Origin of the sequence: Micromonospora olivasterospora (assembly GCF_007830265.1) — a bacterium.
GTDB lineage: Bacteria > Actinomycetota > Actinomycetes > Mycobacteriales > Micromonosporaceae > Micromonospora > Micromonospora olivasterospora.
On record NZ_VLKE01000001.1, the window covers coordinates 5,374,875 to 5,398,497 of the forward strand.

A 23,623-nucleotide genomic window follows, 5' to 3' on the forward strand; every position below is an offset into this window, starting at 1 on the left:
GGCCCGGCTGCGGGCCGGATCTGGCGGTGACCCGGGCCGACACCGGCCGGACCCGACCGGCGCCCGGCCCAGGACGTCGTCCGGCCGGGTTCCGGCGTCAGCCCCGGCCGGCCGGGGCCCGCTCCGCCGGCCGGGCGTCCCAGTGGCCGACGAGGTCCCGGTACGCCGCCGAGCGGGCCAGCAGCTCCTCGTGCGTGCCCAGCGCCGGCCGGTCGCCGTCGAGCAGCAGCACCCGCCGGGCCCGGACGGCGGAGCTGATCCGGTGGGCGATCACGACGAGGGTGCCCGGCCGGTCGGCGAAGGCGTCCTCGACGACGGCCTCCGCCGCCGGGTCCAGGTGGCAAGTCGCCTCGTCGAGGATGACCAGGGGGGCGGGGGAGAGGTACGCCCGCGCCGCGGCGATTAGCTGCCGCTCGCCGGCGGAGAGCGCGTCGGGCGCCACCGGCGCCGCCAGGCCGCCGATGCGGGCCGCGAGGGCCCGTACACCGAGGGCGTCGAGGGCCGCGACCACAGTGGCGTCGTCGGCGTCCGGCCGCAGATAACGCAGGTTGTCGCCGAGCGACCCGGTGAAGACGTACGCCTCCTGCGGCAGCAGCACCCGCAGGCGGGCCAGCTCCCCGGGCCCGCGGGCGGAGATCTCGACGCCGGCCAGGCGCACCGTGCCGGCCTGCGGTGGGAGCAGCCCGGACAGCAGCGCGGCCAGGGTGGACTTGCCCGCCCCGCTGGCGCCGACCACCGCGAGGTGGTCCCCGGTGGGCAGGGACAGCGTGAGGTCCGCCACCACGGGCCGGGCGGCGGCGCCGTACCGGAAGGTCAGCCCCCGCGCCCGGACGGCCGGCGCGGACTCGTCCACCCCGGTCGGCGGGCCGGCGGTGGCCGGCGGGTCTCCGGGCTCGGGGCAGGTCCGCAGGATGCGGTCGAGGGTGACCACGTACCGCAGGCCGCCGCCGCCGACGCCCTGCACCAGGGCGTGCAGGGCGGGCTGGAGGCCGGTGGAGACGTAGATCAGCGCGCCGAGCACCGCCCCGGCCGTCAGGCCGCGCCCGACCAGCCACGGTGCCGCCAGCAGCAGGATCGCGAGGGGTAGCCAGCCGCCCAGGCCCAGGCTGAGGCTGCGGACGGCCGACATCCGGGCGAGGGTCCGCTCGGCGGCAGCCTGCGCCGCGACGCGCCGGCCCACGTCGGCGACCACCCGCTCGGCGGCGCCGCAGGCGCGTACGTCCCGGTGCCCGGCCAGCGCGGTGGCGGCGGACCGGCTCAGCTCCTCGCCTGCGCGCACGTAGCGGCGCTGCTGCCCGGCCATCGCGGGCAGCGCGGCGAGGAACACAGCCACCCCGGCGACCAGGGGCGCGGCGACCAGGGCCGCCACCACCGGGTCCAAGGCGAGCAGCCCGAGCAGGGCCGCCCCGGCGGCGAACAGGAAGCCGCGGGTGACCATGAGCAGGCCGGCGAAGGTGTCCCGGACCAGCTCCACCTGGTGGGTCAGCCGGGCGGCGGCGGCGCCGTCCGGGCGGGCGTCCGGTCGGGTGGCGCCGGCCAGCGCGGCCCGCACCACCCGGGCGGCGAGGTCGTCGCGGAACGGCTCGACCACCGCGCCGAGGCTCCGGTACGTCCGGCCGGTCGCCACCGCGCCGACGAGCACCGCCCCGGCGAGCGCGGCCAGCCAGCCCAGCCCGACGCCGAGGCGCCCGGCCAGGAAGCCGTGGTCCACGGCGCGCGCCACGAGGAGGCCGGACAGCAGCGCCGGCAGTGCCTCGACCGCCGACCAGCCGGCGAGCCGCGCCACGGCCGCCCGCCGGGCCCGCAGCGCCTGCCAGGTCACCCGGCCGACCCCGGCGTCCGGCCGCCCTTGCCCGGCGCCACCGGGTGCTGCCGGCGAGCCCGCCCGGCGGCTCACCGGGCCGCCCCGCCGGCTGCGGCGCCCGCTCCGACGCCCGCGTCGGCGTCCGCTCCGACGCCCGCGTCGGCGTCCGCTCCGACGCCCGCGTCGGCGTCCGCTCCGACGCCCGCGTCGGCGTCCGCGGACGCACCGTTGCCCGCGTCCGCGTCGGCGACGGTGCGGAACACCGCCCGGTAGGCCGGGTCGGACCAGAGCGCGGCGTGCGGGGCCAGGGCACGCAGCCGACCGCCGTCCAGCCAGGCGACCAGGTCGGCGGACGCCGCCGTGGCGACCCGGTGGGTCACCACCAGCCGGGTACGGCCGCCCGCCCGCCCCGCCACGGCCCGCGAGATCCGGTGCTCGGTGACCGTGTCCAGGCTGGACGTGGCGTCGTCGAGGATCAGCAGCCGCCCGTCCCCGGCGAACGCGCGGGCCAGCCCGAGCCGCTGCGCCTCGCCGCCGGAGAGCGGCGTGTCGGCCAGTGGGGTCCAGAAGCCCAGCGGCAGCCGGTCGACGACGTCGGCGACCGCCGCCGCCTCGGCGGCCCGCCGCACGGCGGGGTCGGCGGTCGCGTCCCCGGCCGGTGTCCCCTCCGCCGGTCGCGGGTCGACCGGCGACGGACCGGGCGGGGTGGCCCGGTCGGCGGGCAGCGCCAGCCCGATCGCGTCGTGCACGGTCGCGCCGACCAGCACCGGCCGGTCGAAGGCGTACGCGACGGCCCGGCGCAGCTCGTCCGGGCGCAGCCGGGACAGCGGCACGCCGTCCAGGCGTACCTCGCCGGCGTCCGGGTCGTGCAGCCGGCCGGCCACCGCGGCGAGGGTCGACTTGCCGGCGCCGGAGGGCCCCACCACCGCCACGGTCGCACCTGCCGGCACGGCCAGGTCCACGCCGTCGAGGACGGGCCGGCCGTCGTCGGCGTACACGGTGACGCCGCGCAGCCGCAGCTCGCCCCGCCCGGGCGGCAGCGGGCGGTCGCCGTCGGGCGGCACGGGGGAGGCCAGCGCCTCGGCCACCCGGGCCGCGCCGGCGCGGCTGCGGACGAGCCGGTTGAGGCCGGCCAGCACGGCGCCCAGCCCGGCGCCGGTCGCCGCGTAGCGGACCGCCGAGACGAGCTGGCCGGGGGTGAGCCAGCCGGCGGTCAGCGCGTACCCGCCGACGGCGACCACGCCGAGCTGCATCAGCGGTGCCACGGCGGCGGTGCGGGCGCTGGCCCGGGCCAGCAGGTCCCAGCCGCGCCGGCCGTGCCGGCCCAGCTCGGGCAGGGCCGCGAGCACCCGGTCCTCCTCGGCGCGGCGGGTCGCGGCGGCGGCGATCGTGCGGGCCCCGGACAGGGACTCCAGCAGCCGGCCGGCGATCAGGTTCAGCGCCCGCTGGTACGCGGTGGTCGCCGCGGAGGCGTCGGTGACGAACGCGCGCATCAACGCGGCCAGCACCACGAGCCCGGCGAGCAGGGTGAGCCCCAGCAGCGGCTCGATCATGACGAGCGCGACGACGCTGCCCAGCGGGGGCAGCAGCGCGATCGCCCCCAGCACGACGGCGTTCCCGGCCTGGCCGGCGTCGGCGGCCTGCCCCACCAGCCGGCCGGCCAGGTCGCCGACCGGGTGCCGGCGGGCGGCCCGCACGTCCAGCGCGAACAGGTGGCGCAACAGCCGCTCCCGCAGCCGGGCGGTGGCCCGGGCGGCACCGTACCCGCCGGCCAGGTCGCCGAGGGAGTCGGTGGCGACGAGGACGGCGACGAGGGCGCAGGCGGCGACCGGCCACCAGCGGGACCCGCCGGTCAGCGTGGCGTCGACGGCGAGGCCGAGCGCCGCCGGCAGCAGCAGCTCGGCGACCGCGCCGACCAACGTGACCAGGGCCAGCGTCGCCGTCGCGCCGCGCGCGTCCAGGATCGCCCGCCGGAACTGTCCGTCGCGCGTACGCACCGATCTTCCTCCGAACGCCGGGCGGCCCCGGGCGGACACGGTCATGTCCACCCGGGGCGCCGCAGGTCGACCCGCGTCAGCGGCAGGTCGTGACGGACAGCGAGCTGTCGCCGCAGAGCAGCAGGCTCGCGTTGCTGCCGCCGCCGGTGCGGTCGGCCGGGGCCATCTCGAGGCCCTGGAGGTCCAGGAGCGCCATGTCGAATCACCTCCCTCCGTCGGTCGGTCCGGTCGGGTCGCCCTCGCCGCTGCGAGGGAGTCTCGGCGCGCCGGCCGGCGGCGCGAGGAACGGCAGGGCCACCGGCTCGTCGTGCCGCACCGCGGCCAGCGCGAGCAGCACGCCGGCGGTGCCGGTGCCGAGGTCCATGGACAGCCGCAGCAGCTGCTCGCCGGGGAAGGCGGTGCCGCCGCCGTACGGCAGGGCGTGCCAGGCCAACCGGCGCACCTGCCGCTCCAGCTCCCGGCGCTGCTCCGGCTCGTCGGTCAGGGTGGCCAGGTACGCGATGATCCCGGCCCGGCCGGCGAACAGCCCGGTCTGGGCGTAGAACGGGGACCTCGCGGCCCGGCGCACCCCGGCGCTCGCCTCGGCGAAGCGCTCGTCGGCGCGGTGGCGCAGGTACTGGTCCAGCACCAGCCCGATGCCGACGCTGCCCTGCCCGAGGTACGGCATGGTGCGCCAGCCCTCGTTGACCTCCAGCGCGCCGCCCGGGCGCACCACGCACCGGCGCAGGTCCTGGCGCAGCGCGGTGGCGGCGTGCTCCAGCAGGGCCGCCTCGCCGGTCAGCTCGTACCGCCGCAGCATCAGCAGCGCCGCGCCGGTCCGGCCGCGCAGCAGGCCCGCGTACGGGTGCCGGCCGCCGCTGACGTCCGGGCCGGCGTCGTCGGCGAGCCGTTCGACGACGACCGCGGTCAGCTCTCGGGCCGCGTCGTGCAGCCCCGGCTCCCCGGTGCGCGTGGCCAGCTCGGTCAGGTTCAGGGCGATGCCCGCCAGCCCGCCGCCCAGGCTCAGGTCCAGCTCGGCCCACGGCTGCCGCAGGCAGACGTCGAGCACGTCGAGGGCGTCCTGCCGGCGGCCCAGGTGCTCCAGCGCGTACGCCACGCCGTGCAGGCCGTCGTAGAAGCCGATCCGGGTGCCCGACGCGGGCGCCGTCGCGTGCCGGACCAGCCAGTCCTCGTGTTCCGGGAAGCGACCCGCGCCGCTGACCGCGAGGGCGTGCAGCACGCCGGCCGCGCCGTGGGCGAGGTTGAGCCCGCCGGTGTGGAACTGCGCGATGTCGCCGGGGAAGAGCCGGTCGGCGCGCTCCGGGGTGGCGCTGGCGCGGATCGCGTCGCGCAGCCGCCGCCGTACGGCGGGCCAGTCGCCGTCCACCCGGTACGGGTCGCCGTCCGGCGCGGGGCGCGGCTCGCCGCCGACGATCTCCGCGACCGCCTCGTCCAGCCACTCGCGTGCGACGGGGAAGTTCTCCGCGACGACCTCGGCCAGGTGCGCCGCCTTGTCCGGGCCGAGCCGAACGAGCTGGGTCAGCGGCAGGAACAGCGCCAGGCGCAGGCAGGCCAGGGCGTACCGGTCGACGGCCGGGCCGGTCCGGTCGCCCGGCGCCGCGAAGCCCTGGTTGCGCAGGCCCGGCCGGCGGTGCCCCTCGATCGGCGCGGCGACCTCGAAGTCCACCAGCGCCACCCGGTCGTCGGGCCGGACCATGATGTTGAACAGGTGCAGGTCGCCGTAGACCAGCCCGCGCTCGTGAATCGCGGTGAGCACCGCCTCGACCTGGTCGAGGATGCCGCGCGCCCAGCGGGCGTACTCCGCCCGGTCGGCGTCGGTCGCGTCGGCGTCGATGAGCGGGTACCGGTCGACCAGCACCTTGTTCAGCGGCCGGCCCTCGATGAACTCCAGCGCCAGGAACCGGTGCTCGCCGAGGGTGAACTCGTCGTGCACGGCGGGCACCTGGGGCAGGTCGGCGAGCCGGCGCAGGGTGGCCGCCTCACGCTCCAGCCGGGCCACCGCGTCGGTGCCGTCGGCGTCCAGGCCGGCGTGCGGGCGGGCCTCCTTGAGCACCACCTCGGCGTCGGTGCGCAGGTCCCGGCCGACGTAGAGGCCGCCCCCGTTGGAGAAGTGGATGACCTTCTCGATCCGGTACGGCACCTCGTCGGTGCTGTTGGCGCTGCGGGCCGCCAGGTGTGGGGCGAGGAAGTCGGGCAGGGTGACCCAGTCCGGCACGTGGAACACCGGGTCGCGGCGGTCGGGCACCAGCGTCCCGTCGGCGTCGGCGATCGCCGGGACCACCTGGCCGTCCGGGGACAGGCAGTAGCGTCGGGCGAAGCCGCCGTAGCGCACGTGCACCGGGCCGGCGCCGTAGCGCAGGTCGCTGAGGATGTACGGGCCGGCCTCGCCGGCCAGCAGCGCGTCCAGCTCCTTGCAGGTCAGCTCCAGCTCGGCCTCGTCGCGAGGATAGATCGTGACGAACTTGCCGCTGCCGGAGCGGGACGCGTACTTGGAGTTGCGCAGCAGCAGGGTGCGCGGACCGCGCAGGAACTTGAACGACAGCCCCCGCGCCACGCAGTACGCCCACACCGCGTCCAGCACCCGCTCGGCGTTCGTCAGCGTGGCCGACACGTGGATCTTCCAGCCCTGCTGCGGCAGCGAGCCGCCGTCCGGGGCGTGGATCAGCCAGTCGTCCAGCGACTCGCGGCGCCAGCCCGGCGGCACCGGCCGGTCCGCGGCGGCGAACGTCGGCTGCGCGACGGCACTGCCGAGCGAGTCGTAGAAGAGCCGGTCAGCGGCGCAGTAGGTGTCGTAGCGCTCGTCCACCGTCACTCCCTCCGCGTCCCCGGCCGGGCTGTCCCGGCCTCCTGCGCCGGTTTCTCCCGGCGACGGATATGAGTCTCGGCCACGGGACCGCCCGGCCACAGTGCAGTTAGTCATGACGGTGAATGCGCGCCGCACGGCCGGGCGTGACAGATGTCAGGCTTCGTTCGCCGATCGGCGCCGGATCGGCGCCGATCGAGGCGGAAAAAGAGCCGGTCGACGCCAGGGTGGCGTCGACCGGCTCTCGACGGCGGTGGGGACCCGGCCGACCCGGAGCCCGGTTCGCGGGTCAGCCGGCGCGGTGCCGCTGCGCGCGGTAGCGGGCGATCAGCGCCCGGGTCGACGAGTCCAGCCCGGACAGGTCGGCCTCCGCCCCGGTGAGCAGCGGCGCGAGCTGGTTGGCCATGACCTTGCCCAGCTCCACGCCCCACTGGTCGAACGGGTTGATGTCCCAGACGGAGCCCTCGGTGAACACGATGTGCTCGTACAGGGCGACGAGCTGGCCGAGCACGGCCGGGGTCAGCTCCGGGGCGATGATCGAGGTGGTCGGGTGGTTGCCCGGCATCACCTTGTGCGGCACCAGCTCCGCCGGCGCGCCCTCCGCCGCCACCTGCTCGGCGGTACGGCCGAAGGCCAGCGCGGCGGTCTGCGCGAAGAAGTTCGACATGAACAGGTCGTGCATGTCGGCGAGGTCGTGCCGCGGCCGGCTGAAGCCGATGAAGTCCGCCGGCACCAGCCGGGTGCCCTGGTGGATGAGCTGGTAGAAGGCGTGCTGGCCGTTGGTGCCCGGCTCGCCCCAGAAGATCTCCCCGGTGTCGTACGACACCCGCCGCCCGTCGAGGGTCACCGACTTGCCGTTGCTCTCCATCGTCAACTGCTGCAGGTACGCCGGGAACCGGTTCAGGTACTGCGAGTACGGCAGCACCGCGTGGGTCTGCGCGCCGAGGAAGTTGGTGTACCAGACGTTCAGCAGCCCGAGCAGCGCCGGGACGTTGCGCTCCACCGGGGTGGTGCGGAAGTGCTCGTCGACCTCGTGGTACCCGGCCAGCAGCTCGCGGAACCGGTCCGGCCCGACGGCCAGCATCACCGACAGGCCGACGGCCGAGGGCAGCGAGTACCGGCCGCCCACCCAGTCCCAGAAGCCGAACATGTTCTCCGGGTCGATGCCGAAGTCGCGGACCCGCTGCTCGTTCGTGCTGACCGCGACGAAGTGCCGGGCGACGGCGGAGTCGTCGCCGCCGAGGCCGGCCAGCAGCCAGGCGCGCGCCTGCCGGGCGTTGGCCAGGGTCTCCTGGGTGGTGAACGTCTTCGACACCACCACGAACAGGGTGCTCGCCGGGTCCAGGTCGGCGATCGCCTCGGCGACGTCGGTCGGGTCGATGTTGGAGACGAACCGGCAGGTGATCCCCGCGTCCCGGTAGGCCCGCAGCGCCTCGTACGCCATCACCGGCCCCAGGTCGGAGCCGCCGATGCCGATGTTGACCACCGTGCGGATGCGCTCGCCGGTGTGCCCCACCCACTGTCCGGAGCGGACCCGCTCGGCGAACGCCGCCATCCGGTCCAGCACCGCGTGCACGTCGGCCACCACGTCCCGCCCGTCCACGGTCAGCGTCGCGCCCCGGGGCTGGCGAAGCGCCGTGTGCAGCACCGCCCGGTCCTCGGTGGAGTTGATGTGCGCGCCGGAGAACATCGCGGCGATCCGGTCGGTCAGCCGGGCCCGCCGGGCCAGGGCCGCCAGCAGGGTCAGCGTCTCGTCGGTGACGAGGTTCTTGCTCCAGTCGACGTGCAGGTCCGCCACCTCGCCGGCGAGCCGTTCGCCCCGCTCGGGGTCGGCGTCGAACAGGTCGCGCAGGTGCGCGTCCCGCAGCTTCTCCGCGTGCGCCGCCAGCGCCCGCCACTCGTCGGTCGTGGTGATGTCCTCTGCCATTCCCGGCTCTCCTCCCGCGCCTGCTCGTTCGTCCGGCGGCCGTCACCGTACTGCGCCCCGCGGGCCCGCCGGGCCAGATTGCCACCAGCCGGGACGCGTCGCAGCCCGGCCGCGCCGGCGCCATCCGGGCGGGTCGGCCCCGGCGTACGGCGGTGCGATCCTCTCGTACCTCTCGGGCGAGGTCCGAATCCGGACGGGCGCCCTGGCGGTCCCGGAGCCGGGCAGGCCGTCGGATCGGCGCGGGTGTACGACCGTGACGGATGTTGACCAGGAGATAGACGCATGTAAGTGTTTTCTTCCCTGGAACGAACACGGCGGCGTCCCCGTCGGGACGCCGCCGGCCCCGCCCGGCCACCCCAGCGGGCGAGGCCGGTCACGGCCAGGTGCACGAACCCCCGACCTGCACCGAGGAGCCCCCATGAGACGCACCACACTGACCGCCGGACTGGCGCTCGCGTCCGTCGCCGCGCTGACGGCGACCCTGACGACCCAGCCGGCCTCCGCGTCCGCCCCGGTCGCCGCGCCGGCCGCCCCCGACATCTCCGTGACCAACGTCCAGGCCCACCTGAGCCAGTTGCAGAGCATCGCCACCAGCAACGGCGGCAACCGGCGCTCCGGCTCGGCCGGCTTCACCGCCTCCCTGAACTACGTCAAGGGCAAGCTCCAGGCCGCCGGGTACACCGTCACCGAGCAGCTCTGCACCACCTGCACGTACCCCGGCAACAACCTGATCGCCGAGTGGCCGGGCGGCCCGGCCGACCAGGTGGTCGAGTTCGGCGCCCACCTCGACGGCGTCTCCGCCGGGCCGGGCATCAACGACAACGGCTCCGGCTCGTCGGTGCTGCTGGAGAACGCCCTCGTGCTGGCCCAGCAGAACCCGACCATGACCAAGCGGGTCCGCTTCGCCTGGTGGAACGGCGAGGAGCAGGGCCTGCAGGGCTCCAGGTTCTACGTCAACTCGCTCAGCGCCACCCAGCGGGGCTACATCAAGGGGTACTACAACTTCGACATGGTCGCCTCGACCAACGGCGGCTACTTCATCAACCGGGTCACCTCGACCACGGCCGCGCCGCTGAAGGCGTACTGGGACTCCCTCGGCCTGCAGCCGGAGGAGAACATCGAGGGCCAGGGCCGCTCCGACGACTACTACTTCCAGCAGGCCGGCATCCCGACCTCCGGCTACGCGATGGGGGCCAGCGCCACGAAGACCTCCGCGCAGGCGGCCAAGTGGGGCGGCACGGCCGGCGCGTCGTACGACCCCTGCTACCACCGGTCCTGCGACACGACCAGCAACATCAACGCCACCGGGCTCAACCGCGGCGCCGACGGCGTCGCGTACGCGATCTGGAACCTCGCGGTCGGCACCGGCACCCCGACCAACGACTTCTCCGTCGCGGTGAGCCCCACCTCCGGCACAGTGGTCCGGGGCGGTACCACCACCGCCACCGTCTCCACCGCCACCACCAGCGGCAGCGCCCAGACCGTGGCTCTGTCCGCCTCGGGCGCGCCCAGCGGGGTGACCGTCTCGTTCAGCCCCTCGTCGGTCACCTCCGGCGGCTCGGCCACCATGACCGTCACCGCCTCGTCGACGGCGGCCACCGGCACGTACCCGATCACCGTCATCGGCACCGGGTCGGTTACCCGCACCGCCACGTACACGCTGACGGTGACCGGCACCAGCGGCTGCTCCGGCGGCCAGGTGGTCGGCAACTCCAGCTTCGAGAGCGGCACCACCCCGTGGACGGCCAGCTCGGGCGTGATCACCAACGACCCCCAGCAGGCCGCCCGCACCGGCACCTGGAAGGCGTGGCTCGACGGGTACGGCAGCAGCCGCACCGACACGCTGTCCCAGTCGCTGACCATCCCGGCCGGCTGCGCGACGTACACCCTGTCGTTCTGGCTGCACGTCGACACCGCGGAGACCACGACCACCACCGCGTACGACCGGCTCACCGTCCAGCTCGGCACCACCACGCTCGCGACGTACTCGAACCTGAACGCCGCCAGCGGCTACACCCAGCGCACGTTCAACGCCGCCGCGTACGCCGGGCAGACCGTGACGCTGAAGTTCACCGGCGTCGAGGACGCGTCGCTGCAGACCAGCTTCGTCGTCGACGACGTCACCCTCACGGCCAGCTGACGTAGCAGGAGGGGCCCCGCCCCGGGAAGGGCCCCTCCGCACCGTCCTTCGAGGACGTGTCGGACGTCGCGGCTAGCATCCGCCGGTGACGCTCAATCTTGATGGTCTGACCGGGTACGTCGAGCGCGACCTCGACGCCGATCCCGCGAGGTGGTTCACCGGCCGGCCCACCGTCACCGTGCCGGCGGAGACCCGGCCGGGGGCGCCGTTCCTCGACCGTCTGCCACCGTCGGGCGCGGCCGCGCTGGCGGCCTTCGACCGGCGGGCCGGGGCGCTGGAGCGGGCCGCGGTCGAGGCGGACTTCCTGTCGCTGGGCCAGCCCGGCGCGCTCGAGCCGGAACTCGGGCTGCTCCGGTCCATGAAGTAGCGAGGCAGCAGCCCGGAAATCAAGCCCCGGGCTGCTTGGCGAGGAACTCGGCGAGCACCTGGGTGTGCGTGGAGAACGCCAGCTCCACCGGCTCGGTGAGCACCAGCCACTCGGTGGCCTCCTCCGTGGGCGCGGACGGGGGCAGCTCCCCAGCCGCGCGCTCCGGTAGCGTCCCGAACACCATCATGGTGCCGCCGCTCGGCGCGCCGTGCACCGCGAACAGTTGCGCCTCCCCGGCCGCTGCGACGAGCCCGGTCTCCTCGCGCAGCTCGCGGACCAGGGCCTCGCGCCAGCCCTCGCCGTACTCGATGAAACCGCCGGGGAGGGCGAGCTGACCGCGGGCCGGCTCGATGTCCCGGCGGACGACGACGACGCCGAGGCCGGTGGCGGTGCGCACGGGCAGCACCGCGACCGCGACGGGCAGCGGGTTGCGCCACACCGTCTGGCCGCAGGCCGCGCAGACGCGGGGCCAGTCGGCGGCCGACGGGTACGCGGCACCGCAGTAGGAGCAGTGGGAGTAGGGCAGGCCGGCCACGCCGAAACCGTACCGGCCCGCCCGCCTCCGCCGTCGACCGCACCGCCGCCGGCATCGCGTGGTCGCGCCGCCGCCCGCACAGTCCCGTGGGAGCCGGCTCGGCAGCGAGCAGCGCCGCCCGGGCGTCCATCAGGGCGAAGCCGAGCAGGTTGGCGCCCCGCCACCGGGCCGGGTCCGCCGCGTCGGGATGGTCGGCGGCCAGGCCGATGCCCCACACCCGGTCCACCGGGCTCGCCTCCACCAACACCCGGTCGCCGGTGCCGAGCAGGAACGCCCGCAGGTCGTCGTGTGCGGCGAACTTGGCGACGCTGCCGGCCACCACGATGTCGTACCGCCGGGCGGCCCAGACCGCCTCGTCGAAGCCCTCGACCTGGCGGCCGAGGGCCTTGGCGCGCTGCGGGTGCCCGGCGGTCAGGACCCGCTCGGCCACCTCGTGGTCGCCGAAGAGGGTGGCCTTGTGCCACATCATCCAGTGCTCTGCGGTGTCGAACGTGCGGCCGTCTACAGTGAACGGCGCCGGCCACCACTGGCTCAGGCAGCCGGACCCGACGGAACCGTCCCGCCGCGGCCGGTGGCCCCAGAAATGCAGGTATTTCACCTTGCCGCCGGACGCGCGCACGGCAATCAGGTCGGCGACGGATCGGACAGACATGCGCGAAATTCTGCCCCGCACCCCGACATCCCGCCGCGGAATTTACGCCCCCACCCCGCCCCCGCCCCGCCCGCCCGCCCCGCCCCGTCCTCGCGCGATCTTGCAGTTTCGGCCCTCGATATGCCCGCTACATCCGTTATGTCGGGGCACCAAGTGCAAGATCGCGGGGGCGGGGTGGGGCGGGGGTGGGGTGGGGTGGGGGCGGGGCAGGGCGGGGGTGGGGGTGGGGGTGGGGTGGGGTCAGGGCGGCGGGGGTTTTGTGTAGGCGGCCGTGACCCGCTCGGTCGCTGCGGCGGCCTCGGCCGGGTCGGTGCCCGCGGCCACGCTGGCCTCGCCCCAGAGTTGGCTGCTCCTCAGCATGAACTCCCGCCCCGCGTCGGACCTGGTCCACACGTCCGCCTGCTCCGGCGTGACGCCGCCGGTGCCGCCGCCCAGGTACGTGGCCAGCCCGACCAGCGCCAGGTCCCAGCCGATGCCCACGGCGCCCGGGCCGAACCGGGCCCAGCTCTCGTCGTCGACGTGCGCGACGTGCTCCAGGGTGAACCGGGTACGCCCGCCCGGCTCCGGGGTCAGCCGCACCTCGATCCAGCTGACCTCGCCGCCGTACTCCCAGGTGGCGGCGAAGCTCTCCGGCGGGTCGCAGCGCTGCACCACGCCACCCGCGTTGCCCTCGATCTGGTAGCGGCCGTGCAGCCGCAGCTCACCGCTGACCGGCGCGAACCAGCGGCGGATCCGGTCGGGGTCCGTGCAGGCGTCCCAGACGTCCGCCACCGGCGCGTCGTACGCCTGGGAGATGGTCAGCACGCGGGCCTCGCCGGCCGGCAGCACCCGGCTGCCCACCCGGCGCTCCACCGCGGCGATCTGATGGGTGACGTCCATTCAACCGGTCCTCTCCTCGGGGGCGTTCCCGCCGTCGTCGAAGCCGCCGTCCCGGCGGCGCTCGGCCGCGGCGGCGTCCTCGGCCAGCCGCCGCTGTCGCCGGCCGCGGGTCAGCTCGGTGGCCAGGGCGTCCAGCGGCTGCGCCCAGAACCGGCGGAAGTGGCCGAGCCAGTCCTCGACCTCGCGCAGCGGCTCGGGGTTGACCGTGTACAGCCGCCGGGTGCCCTGCGGGCGCACGGTGGCGAAGCCGCTGTCCCGCAGCACCCTCAGGTGCTGGGACACGGCTGGCTGGGAGATGCCGAACTCCTCCCGGATCACCGCGCAGACCTCGCCGGCGCTGCGCTCGCCGCCGGCGAGCAGCTCCAGGATCCGCCGCCGCACCGGCTCGCCCAGCACATCGAAGGCGTGCATGGCACCTTTATATCTGACCCGGCTTATAGAACGCCGCGGCGGTGGGCCCGTCCGTGGACGGGCCCACCGCCGCGGCGGCGCGAAGGCCGGCGGGCGCCTCAGCAGGGGCCGTTGCAGGCCAGCACCTTGAGCCGATCCAGGCTGCCGTTCCAGACGTTCTGGTCGCCGGGGAAGACGCCGGAGTCCGCCCACTGCCAGAAGGAGTACGTCGGCCAGCCGGCGGGCAGGGCGCCGACCGTGCTGGCGTACCGGGCGATCCACAGCGGGTTGTTCGCGGCGAACTGCGAGGTGTTGCCGGTGCAGGTGGTCCACCAGTCGGTGGTGGTGTAGATCGTGGCCCACCGTCCGGTGCGCGCGAAGTACTGGTTGACGAACGAGGCGATCCAACTGCGCATCGAGGCCTGGGACAGCCCGTAGCAGGTCGCGCCGTACGGGTTGTACTCGATGTCCAGGGCGCCGGGCAGGGTCTTGCCGTCCCTGGACCAGCCGCCGCCGTGGTCGACGAAGTAGTTGGCCTGGGTGGCGCCGCTGGACTGGTTCGGCAGGGCGAAGTGGTACGCCCCGCGGATCATGCCGACGTTGTACGAGCCGTTGTACTGCTGGGCGAAGTACGGGTTGGTGTAGCCGGTGCCCTCGGTCGCCTTGACGTACGCGAACCGGGCGCCGTTGTTCCAGGCGGCCGACCAGTTGACGTTGCCCTGCCAGCTGGAGACGTCCATGCCGGGCAGGCCGGCCGGGGCGGCGCTGGCGGGGGCCGGGGCGACGGCGGTCGCGGCGACCACGGCGACCATGGCGGCCAGGGCGGTGGCGGCGGCGCGGGCCACCGCGTGCAGGGGACTGTTCATCTTTCCTCCCAGGGGGTTGGTCGCCGGGGCGACACGGGGAGCGACGAAAGGAACTGCCACCATTTGTTCACATCCTGAAGCTGAGTTTCAAGACATGCATCGAAGATTATCTTTCTCTATCTGCGTATGTGGATGCGATTCCACCTGTGCGGACTTGATCGTCTGCTGCTCCGCTGACGTGGGCGGACGGAGGGGCCGCGCTCGCGGGGCGACGGCAAGGGCCTGATGACGGCCTTGCAGGCAGGGACGGTGCCGCACCGGCTGCCGCGACGTTCGTCCATGGCTGGACGTCATCCCCGGTGATCAACGAGCAACTGGAGCTGCTCGGCGTGGCCATGTTCGGGTTCCAGTACCGTGTCAACCGCAAGGGCGACGAGGTGGGGCAGCGGCGGGAGGTACGCCGCGAACTGGAGGAAGACCTGCGGGCCGCCGGTACCGATGCCCTGGTTTTCAACTCCGTCATCCGTTACATGCCGTCGGTCGCCAAAGCCTGCCGCGACCGTGGCCAGCTCGTGCACGAGCTGGAGCAGGTGGAGGGCCCGAAGTGGTGGGAGGTTCGGGCCGGCACCGCGAAGGGCCGGCCGGTGCCCAGCAGCGAGGCCGGGAAGGTCGCCCAGGAGTACGAAGACCTCGCAGCGCTGATCGCACCTCGGCGGTGTCGGCGCTGACCGCGCCGGCGACCAGCCCGCGCGTGCCTGATGACACGGAATCAGCCAGCCCCGCCCCGCCACCCGGGCTGAGCCGGCCCCGCGGCCCCCGGGGCCACCGAGGAACCGCCGGCGTCCGGCGCCGGCCGCACCGAGGCTGCTCCCGCCGCTCCTGCGCTGGCAGCGTCCGCGCCCTCGCCGGAGGAGGCGTCAACGGGCCGTGCCCGCGCCATCGGGATGCCGGACCTGTCGGTGGACCTGGACGATCCCGCCGCCTTGGCGGTCAGCCCGACGGTCCTCAGCGTCCCGGCGCCGCTGATGGCCCGGTTCGAGCGAGCATGGCGCAACTCGACCAGCAACACCGAGCTTGTTCTCGACGCGCTCCGCGCGCACCTGGCCGATCTACCCCGGCTGGTCGCCGAAGCTCGCCGGCCGGCTGCCGCAGACGCCGGTGAGCTGTTCCCATGGCGTACCTCAGCGCAGCGTGGCAAGACGGCAAAGGTACGCAGAGTGCAGTTGCCGATCCGGCCTCTGGCCGGTGAGCTGCAGGTGGTGGACACCCTGGTCGGATGGGTCCAGCAGCAGATCGGCGCGGGTCCTCGGTCGCTGGGTGGCCGCATTACCCGCTCCGAGGTGGTGGTGGCAGCTCTGGATGCTCACCTGCCTGCGGACCGACCGCGCGGCCGTCGGCCAAGAGACTGATCCAGCGTCCAAACGGTCCGCCCCGTCCAGGTCGGCGGGGTCTCGGACTCGGCCGGGGCGGTGCGGGCGGTGTCCCGTTCGGCGGCGGCTGCCGCGGCGGCGGCGAGGGTCCTGCTCGTGACGGACCTGAGCGTCGCCTACGACTTGACCGCCGCGCGGATCGGCAGCACATGCAAGTTTCAGATGATGGGGCAGGCGCCGGAACGGCTCGAGAGCGAGCTGCTGCTCTCGGGCCGCTGCAGTGCGTGGGTCAGCCGACGGTGCGGGGCTTGTCGAGGTCGAGGAGATTCCAGTTGAGTGGGTCGGGCTGTTCGGCGCTGGAGTCAGCGGTGCGTTACTGGTCTGGTCCGGTGACGACGCAGTACACACTCGCCTGGTGGTACTCGGTACCTGATGAATCGATCTCGCCGTCGCCGTCGCCGTCGCCGTCGCCGTCGCCGTCGCCGTCGTCGGGTAGCCCCAGCGCATTGCTGCGCCGGGGCCCCAACGCCTCGAAGTACCGCTGCGGGTTGGTCGATCAGGTGGTGGGTCTGATCTGGCGTGGGCCTGCTCGACGGCTCGGGTCGGGGTGAGGCCCCGCCGGGGCCCGGCGCGGGGGTGTGGGTGTGTGGTGGCGCACGTGTGGGTGGGGATGGCTGGTGTCGCCGGTGTCGACTACCGTCACTTTGCGGTGAGGGGTGCGTGGCTCTCGGCGATCAACACTGTCGGTGGTGGTGGGCGTCGGTCGGGTCGTGGGGCGAGGTGTTGGGTTTTGGCCGCCGGGTGGGCGACGGGGTGGCGATGCCATCGCCGGCGAGGTGGTCGGGGCTGGGGTGGGCGGTCCGCGTGGCTGGCTGATCCGTACTGGGTGCGTTTGGTTCGGGGGCGGGGAAGGAGCGTTGCGCGTTGGTCGCCGCCGCTTTTTCGACCGTTGAGCTCAGTGAGAGCTCGATGCGGGCTTTGGAAGCGTTCACCGGGGTGCGGGTGTCCCGGGCGAGGTTGCCGTTGTTGTGGGATGACATCGGCACGCTGGAAACGCTGGAGCATCGGGTGCGTACGGTGCTGGGTCCGTTGCTGGAGCAGACGGTCAGGGCGGTCCGGCAGGCGGGGGAGGGTGAGGCCTTCGACCGGTTCGTGGCGCAGACCGCTCCGTTCGTGGGGAAGATGGCCGAGACGGCCGACCTGATGCTCGCCGTGGTGGAGGCGGAGAAGAAGTTCTTCCTGGAGACGGAGACCGGCAAGCGTACGACGGTGGCGATGTTCTCCTTCATGCAGGCCGAGTTCGCCGCCGCCGCCGCGATGTGGTGGTGGAATCCCGTGGGGGCGGCGGCACACCTCGCCCAGGCGCGGACGATCATCCAGGTGGTCCTGCGTTCGGCGTTGGTGCGGTCGGCGGCGAGTAGCACGGCGATGCAGATGCTGACGATGCCGGGTTCTGCGCTGCTGGCGCAGGTGTCGATGATGACCGATGGTCTGCAGTCGGGGGTGAACTGGTCGGCGGTCGGTAAGCAGGCGGCGTACGCGGGGGCGGTGGCGTTCCTGAGCACGGCGGGCGGGCCGGCGTTGGGCAAGGCCGCTGGTGCTGTCGCGGGCGCGGTCAGCAAACTCGGCCTGTCGGACACGACCAAGATGCTGTTGACCGATCTGTTGACGCGGCCGGTGTTGGAGGCCGGCACGGAGGGAATTCTCGGTTGGTTTGCCACCGCGATGGTCGACCGGAAGCTCGAGTTCGACCCCGATAATTTTGCTGCGGACACAATTTCCGGGGCGATTTCGGGGGGAGGGGGATCGGCCGCGAGCGGGCTCGGGCTCGTCTTGAATCGCGCCGTGAACCTGCCCCGGGTGCGGGTGCCTCGCCCCGACTTCACGTGGGATGGTAGGCCGGTCATGCCGGTGGGGCCGACACCGGTGGGTGGGGACACGTCCACGGGCTACCAGAGCGGGGTCGACGATCCGAAGGCTGTGGGTGCCGGCGGGCAGGCCCCACCGTCCACCCCGCCGCTGCCGGCGTTGAACCTGCCCGCGCTGCACCTGGACCTGTCGGTGCCGTCGTGGTCGGTGCCGAGCCTGTCGGTGCCGGCTGCGCCGGTGCCGGCGTGGGTCGCGGCAGCGGGTGGGCCGGTGGTCGAGCGGTGGTATCGGTTCCAGCAGGATCTGGTGGACCGTTACGGTGGGTTGCTGGCCGGGGTGGCTCGGGCGGGCAAGAGCATGGCCGCGCTCGCCATACCGGTCGAGGGGGTTTTCGCCGGGTGGGTCGACGCCCGGCGGGGTGATCGGGTTGTTGCGGCTTTCCTGTCCGCGGTCGGTCTGCCCGCTGCCGCGCTGACCGAGGGGTATCTGACGGGTGTCCGGCAGCGGGCGGTGGCCCGGATGGCCGAGGCGTTGGCGTCCGCGGGTGGGCAGGTCCCGGCCGGGGTGTGGTCGGAGCAGGTTGTCGCCGGGCTGCCGGCGGAGTTCGACCGGCAGGCGTTGCGCTCGCTGGCGCACCTGGCCGTCCAACACCACATCGACCAGCACCTCACCGCCGGCACGCCGACAGGCCCCGGCACGTCGTCGGGCGCGGGCGTGCCGGCAGGCGCCGGGGCGGGGGTGCCGTCCGCCGCCGCGGTCGAGGTGGTCGAGAGGGAAACGCGGAACTGGGTGGACCGAAGCCTCGATGCGATCCTCGGTGCCCCCGCCGTGTTGCCGGCCGTGGTGCCCGCTGTGGTGGCCGGTCCCGACGCCGCGCAGGTCAGTGCCGTGGCGGACGTGGTCCGGCAGGTGGTCGTCGACCTGCCCGCCCGTTTCTCGGCCGCGGCCGTTCCCGGCGTCACCGGAGCGGCCGCCGGTGTGGCTACCCTCGACGTTGAAGAAAGCGGGCGTACCGGCGCGCCGACGGTGCCGGTGACGCCCGAGCAGCACACCGTGGCGGCGGCCGGCCTGGCGCGGGCCCAGTTCACCGCGCTGGCCCACCGGTACGGCCTGGATCCGGCCGGTCACGACATCCTCGCCGGGTCGTTCCAACAGGAATGGAAGGACCGGTACCAGCAGGTCCTCGCCGAGGCCGCCGGCAGCGCCACGTCCGGCGCGCCCGGCACGGCGGGGACGCCTGGCACCCCGGACGCGGCCAGCGCCGGTAGTACCGTGCCCGCTGGCGCCGCCTTCCCCGCCGATGGCACGCCGATCCACCACGACGCCAACGCCGGCGGCCGTGACAACGTCAGCGCCGGCGGCCGTGACAACGCCACCGCCAGTGACATGTCTGTGTCCAGCGATGACGTGTTCAGCAACCTCGACACCCGCGACACCATGTCGATCAGTGACGTGTCCTTGCCGGACGAGTCGCTTGGCGGGGTGCCTGGCAAGCACGGCCTCAGCGACGCGGGTTCGTTCAGCGACGCGGGTTCGTGGCGGGATGTGTCGTTGCGGGACGGACCGGTCAGTGGCGGCCCCGGCAGGCACGGCGAGCCGGCTGCCGCGGCGACTGGGCAGGATCTCACGCCGTTCGGGTCCGGGCAGCGGGCCGCTAACTGGGCCGCTGCGGAGCAGGCGCGTGCCGGCAGCGGTGACCTGTGGTGGTGCGTGGCGGCCACGCTCGATGTGTTCCACACCGTGTACAAGCGGTTGGGCAACCGGGCGGTGTTCGACGACCGGATCATCGGACCGGACGGCCGGCTCGCGCCCACCATGGGCTGGCCGCAACTGATGGAGATCCTCGACACGGTGCCCGAGCGTGTCGCCCACCCCGACGGGGTCGCGGGAGAAGACGTGCTGGCCGCGTTGCGGACGGCGCCGGGGTCGATGGTCGTGGTCAGGGCCGCGCCACCGAACGAACCGCAGCACGTGTTCGCCCTCCACAGCCGGCCGCAGGAGTCCGGGCCGCCGAGGATCCGGGTGCGGGACCCTCTGCTGCCCGGCGCCGCCGACCGACCCGAGCCGGACGACCCGATACGTGATCCGTGGCTGCGGCACCTGTTCGCATTCAGCACCCGGGTGGCCGCGTTCGACGGGAACGGTCGACCCGCCACCATCACCGACCTGCTCGGCCAGACCACCGGCCATCCGCAACCGACAACCACGACCGGCACCGGCACCGGCACCGGCGCCGACACCAGCGCGTTCCTGCTCGCCTCCACCAGCCCGCCACGCGGCCCGTCCCACGCGATGCTCACCACCTCCACCGACCCGGCCGACTCTTCAAGCGGCGGACTGCCATCCGATCCAGCGGGCAACGGCGATCCGCCTGGTCCTGGCCTGGCGTCTGGTGATCAGGAATTTCAGAACGTGTGGGACCCGGATCTGGATGGGATGGATCTGGACACACCAAAGCTCGTCGAGTGGGGGCCGCTGCAGGACACCGAACAGGTCCAGTCCCCGCTGTCCGGAATGCCAGGGGTGGATGTCGCGTGGGTGCCGTTGGGTGTGGGGGACAACGCGACCGTGGCGGTCCCGCAACAGCGGGATGCGGGAGACCACGACCCGTCTCATCTTGACCCGGAACTTCTTGACCCGGCATTCGTGGAGGATCTGTGGATGCCGTACCTGGACCCGGACCCGGACCTGGGTGTGGGTCTAGGTCCGGGAGGGGTGGAACTGTCGGCGCTGCCGCCCGGCTGGGGGTGGACGCCACCGGACGGCACCGAACAGGTCGATTCTTTGTACCCGCCGTCTGGGGTGCCGGAGGTGGATGTCGCGTGGGCGCCGTCGGTGGTGGGGGACGACGTGACCGCGCCGGACGATCGGGATACGGAAGATCACAACCTGTCTTCTCTTGACCCGGCGCTTCTTAACCCGGCATTCACCCAGGATCTATCGATGCCGGACCCGGCCCCGGCCCCGGCCCCGGACCCGGCCCCGGACCCAGATCTGGATCTGGACCCGGATCTTGTTCTGGACCTGGACCTGGATCTTGTTCTGGACCTGGACCCGGATCTGGTTCTGGATCTGGATGGTGTGGATGGGGTTGGCCGGCCGGTGTTGGAGTTCGCGGTGCCGGCTGATGGGTATTGCGTTTTGTCGGCGTTCGTTGTCGCTGATCCGGTGTGGGTGCGGGACGTGTTGGCGCAGGCAGGGGTGCTGCCGGCGGATCTGTATGAGTGGCTGTCCGGTCCTGAGCGGGTGCGCGTCAGTGTGGGGCGGATGGCTGGCGTGGTGCCGGCCGGGTCTGAGTTGGCGCGGGTGAACGAGTTGTTGCAGGCCCATGTCGTGTCGTACCTGGACACCCGTTTCGGGGGGTTGCCGGCCGATGTGGTGGTGCAGCGGCGGCATCTGCCGCAGGGGGAGCCGTGGCGGCAGGTGCGGGAGCTCAGCGATGGGCAGGTGTTGGCGCGGCTGAGTGATCGTCTCGGCGACCAGGGCGTCTCGGCGGGCCGTGTTGTCACCGAGGCGGCTTTCCTGGATGCGGGGCGGATCAGGCAGCGGTATGACGAGGCGCGTGCGGAGTTGATCGGGTTGAAGCAAAATCCAGGCCCAGTGACAGATGTGCCGCAGGAGCAGTTGGACTTCGTCAACGGGCGCGGCCGGGGTTTCCCGGTGGCGTTGTTGGCGCCGGAGCCGGCCCGTGACTATCTGGCCCACGTGTTGAGCACGTCTGACGGGCCGCTCGAGGCGGACGAGTTTGCCGAGGTCGTCGACACGGTGGCCAATTGGGACCGTCGGTGGGCCGGGCCGGGCGGGGAGTTCCTGCTGCCGTTGCTGGCCCACGCCACCGGTAGCCGGATCACGGTGTTGCAGCGCACCGGGCGGGGGGTGAGCCCGGTGGCGGTGTTCGGGCCGCGGGACGGCCGGCGGGTCGACCTGTACTACGTCGCGGCCGACCCGGCGAACCCCACCCACCACAACCACTACAACGCCGCTGTTCCCGCTGCTGTCCCGTTACCATCGGTGCCGGCCGAGCTGCCGCGGTCAGACGAGTGGGACCGGTTGTTCACGCGATTCTCCAGCGTGATGGGGCTGCCAGGTGCTGAGGATGTGCGCCGTAGTCTGCAGGCGGAGTTCGACCTCATCATCGACAGAACCGACTTCGCTGAAGAGAACGGCCTGTCCCCGGAGGACGTTCACCGGCTGCGGCAGGCCCTGGACACGCGCGGGACGTCCGTTCCCCACCTCCAGGGGGCGCTGCTACGCCTGATGTCCGAGGTGTACGAGGTCAACATCACCCTGGCCTCGGCCGCGTCGGGGTTCCACGACAACTATGGTTTCGCACCCGGGTATCCCAGGATGGTCGCACTGGGCCACCCCGACACTCAGATCACGTCCGGCCCGGCATCTCCGCACACGCGATCCACACCGATCCGTACCGGCCAATCGGCAACCCCGCACCCCACACCGCAGCCGCCCCCAGCGGCCTCCACCACCAAGGCGCCACTACCAGAACCGCCAGATCACGTGGTCACTTGGCGGCCCGGCAAGGATGGGCCCGCCACCCTCCGCGAGTACATGGCGGAGCTGGAAGAAAAGGGTGAACTCCCCGACGGGGTATCCCTGCCCAAAAAGAAAAAGTTGGGGCGGGGGATGGCCGCATGGGTGAAAGCCTGGGCACAGGGCTGTAAGCCCGCCCCCGACGGCCACCCCTACACCCAGACGGAGGTAGCCACACTATCCGGCAAACTGATCAACCAGGTATCGGTCGGGAGTTATTGGCGGGAGGCGGCGCCGCCGCTGCCCCCACCACCAGATCACGTGGTCACTTGGCGGCCCGGCACGGATGGTCCCGCCACCCTCCGCGCATACCTGAAGAGGCTGAAAGAAAAGGGTGAACTCCCCGACGGGGTATCCCTGACCCCCGACAGTCAGGGGAGGCTGGGGCCGGGGATGGCCGCATGGGTGAAAGCCTGGGCACAGGGCTGTAAGACCGCCCCCGACGGCCACCCCTACACCCAGAAGGAGGTAGCCACACTATCCGGCAAACTGATCAGCCCGACATCGGTCGGGAAATATTGGCGGGAGGCGGCGCCGCCGCTGCCCCCACCACCAGATCACGTGGTCACATGGCGGCCCAGTAAGGACGGGCCCGCCACCCTCCGCGCATACCTGAAGACGCTGGAAGAAAAGGGTGAACTCCCCGACCCGGTATCCCTGACCCCCGACAGACAGGGGAGGCTGGGGCCGGGGATGGCCGCATGGGTAAAAGCCTGGGCACAGGGCTGTAAGACCGCCCCCGACGGCCACCGCTACACCCAGGATGAGGTAGCCACACTATCCGGCAAACTGATCACCCGGCAATCGGTCGGGAATTATTGGCTGGAGGCGGCGCCGTCGCTGCCCCCACCACCAGATCACGTGGTCACTTGGCGGCCCGGCAAGGACGGGTCCGCCACCCTCCGCGCATACCTGAAGACGCTGGAAGAAAAGGGTGAACTCCCCGACCGGGTATCCCTGACCCCCGACGAACAGGGGAAGTTGGGGCCGGGAATGGCCGCATGGGTGAAAGCCTGGGCACAGGGCTGTAAGACCGCCCCCGACGGCCACCCCTACACCGAGGATGAGGTAGCCACACTATCCGGCAAACTGATCAGCCAAGAATCGGTCGGGAAATATTGGCGGGAGGCGGCGCCGCCGCCCCCTCCACCGCCACCCGGAACGGGTCAAGGTCTTGAGTTGCCATTTGGTTTACACCTTCTGCTTTAGTTTTAGTTCTTGAGTTTCACGGGCCTTAGGGGTTTCCTAACGCTCATGTCACCGGGGATCATTTACTGTAGTTGATCTTTAGGGCGCGGGGTTGAGTGTCTGGCCGGGCATGCGGCATTCGCCCCGGATGTCTCTGTCGGCAGAGGACCATTTGACGACAGGTACGGAACGGAGCCAATGGATCACTCCCGACCACGGGAATCCGACCCCCCCGATCCAATGCAGGCCGATCCGAGTCGACCACAGCGTTTGATGACAGTTGGATCAGACGGACATCATCCGGCCGAACCAGCCCAAGGCCATCCCTGTTGTTTTCGGGCTGGAAGC

Annotated in this window: 14 protein-coding genes and 1 pseudogene; 5 read left to right on the forward strand and 10 right to left on the reverse strand. The window is 73.0% G+C overall.

The window, feature by feature from the left end; all coding sequences use genetic code 11:
• Nucleotides 1–97: 97 nt before the first annotated feature.
• The 5 genes from JD77_RS24660 to pgi all read right to left on the reverse strand — a co-directional run bounded on the left by JD77_RS24660 (nucleotide 98) and on the right by pgi (nucleotide 8,531).
• Entirely contained in the window at nucleotides 98–1,897 is a 1,800-nt protein-coding gene (locus JD77_RS24660) for an ATP-binding cassette domain-containing protein (RefSeq protein ID WP_145776373.1), read from the reverse strand.
• On the reverse strand, nucleotides 1,894–3,801 hold the full coding sequence (locus tag JD77_RS24665) for an ATP-binding cassette domain-containing protein (protein ID WP_246140910.1): 1,908 nt from the start codon (nucleotides 3,799–3,801) through the stop codon (nucleotides 1,894–1,896). Before JD77_RS24665 ends, JD77_RS24660 begins: the two co-directional genes overlap by 4 nt.
• 76 nt (nucleotides 3,802–3,877) lie before the next feature.
• Nucleotides 3,878–3,997, reverse strand: coding sequence for a SapB/AmfS family lanthipeptide (locus tag JD77_RS24670; RefSeq protein ID WP_145776375.1), 120 nt, complete (start codon nucleotides 3,995–3,997; stop codon nucleotides 3,878–3,880).
• Nucleotides 3,998–4,003: 6 nt separating this feature from the next.
• Nucleotides 4,004–6,607 carry a class III lanthionine synthetase LanKC gene (gene lanKC, locus JD77_RS24675; RefSeq protein ID WP_145776376.1) on the reverse strand — a complete coding sequence of 868 codons (2,604 nt, stop codon included), beginning with the start codon at nucleotides 6,605–6,607 and terminating at the stop codon, nucleotides 4,004–4,006.
• A gap of 286 nt (nucleotides 6,608–6,893) precedes the next feature.
• Entirely contained in the window at nucleotides 6,894–8,531 is a 1,638-nt protein-coding gene (gene pgi, locus JD77_RS24680; protein ID WP_145776377.1) for a glucose-6-phosphate isomerase, read from the reverse strand.
• Nucleotides 8,532–8,949: 418 nt separating this feature from the next.
• Between pgi and JD77_RS24685 the strand changes: the two genes are divergently transcribed.
• Together JD77_RS24685 and JD77_RS24690 are read left to right on the forward strand one after the other, a co-directional pair.
• Nucleotides 8,950–10,671 (forward strand): M28 family peptidase, encoded by a 1,722-nt coding sequence (locus JD77_RS24685; protein ID WP_145776378.1) that lies wholly within the window; start codon nucleotides 8,950–8,952, stop codon nucleotides 10,669–10,671.
• A gap of 85 nt (nucleotides 10,672–10,756) precedes the next feature.
• Entirely contained in the window at nucleotides 10,757–11,038 is a 282-nt protein-coding gene (locus JD77_RS24690; RefSeq protein ID WP_145776379.1) for a hypothetical protein, read from the forward strand.
• 19 nt (nucleotides 11,039–11,057) lie between these two features.
• On the opposite strand, the gene JD77_RS24695 is transcribed toward JD77_RS24690, so the two are convergent.
• From JD77_RS24695 to JD77_RS24720, 5 genes and pseudogenes are all read right to left on the reverse strand, one after another.
• Nucleotides 11,058–11,573: an NUDIX domain-containing protein gene (locus JD77_RS24695; protein ID WP_145776380.1), complete on the reverse strand. Its 516-nt coding sequence runs from the start codon at nucleotides 11,571–11,573 to the stop codon at nucleotides 11,058–11,060.
• Between the two features lie 109 nt (nucleotides 11,574–11,682).
• Nucleotides 11,683–12,225: pseudogene (locus JD77_RS24700) on the reverse strand (NADAR family protein); the annotation flags it as partial.
• A 240-nt stretch (nucleotides 12,226–12,465) separates the two neighbouring features.
• Complete coding sequence (locus JD77_RS24710; RefSeq protein ID WP_145776381.1) at nucleotides 12,466–13,104, reverse strand: SRPBCC family protein; 639 nt, start codon at nucleotides 13,102–13,104, stop codon at nucleotides 12,466–12,468.
• Nucleotides 13,105–13,515 (reverse strand): ArsR/SmtB family transcription factor, encoded by a 411-nt coding sequence (locus JD77_RS24715; protein ID WP_145776382.1) that lies wholly within the window; start codon nucleotides 13,513–13,515, stop codon nucleotides 13,105–13,107.
• A 98-nt stretch (nucleotides 13,516–13,613) separates the two neighbouring features.
• On the reverse strand, nucleotides 13,614–14,360 hold the full coding sequence (locus JD77_RS24720) for a lysozyme (RefSeq protein WP_145776383.1): 747 nt from the start codon (nucleotides 14,358–14,360) through the stop codon (nucleotides 13,614–13,616).
• A 299-nt stretch (nucleotides 14,361–14,659) separates the two neighbouring features.
• On the opposite strand from JD77_RS24720, the gene JD77_RS24725 reads away from it, so the two are divergent.
• The 3 genes from JD77_RS24725 to JD77_RS32995 all read left to right on the forward strand — a co-directional run bounded on the left by JD77_RS24725 (nucleotide 14,660) and on the right by JD77_RS32995 (nucleotide 23,296).
• On the forward strand, nucleotides 14,660–15,028 hold the full coding sequence (locus JD77_RS24725) for a hypothetical protein (protein ID WP_246140913.1): 369 nt from the start codon (nucleotides 14,660–14,662) through the stop codon (nucleotides 15,026–15,028).
• A 216-nt stretch (nucleotides 15,029–15,244) separates the two neighbouring features.
• A complete protein-coding gene (locus tag JD77_RS24730) occupies nucleotides 15,245–15,709 on the forward strand; it encodes a hypothetical protein (RefSeq protein WP_211372657.1) in 465 nt (154 codons plus the stop codon).
• Nucleotides 15,710–16,639: 930 nt separating this feature from the next.
• Nucleotides 16,640–23,296: a hypothetical protein gene (locus JD77_RS32995; RefSeq protein WP_211372658.1), complete on the forward strand. Its 6,657-nt coding sequence runs from the start codon at nucleotides 16,640–16,642 to the stop codon at nucleotides 23,294–23,296.
• The last annotated feature ends 327 nt before the right edge of the window (nucleotides 23,297–23,623 follow it).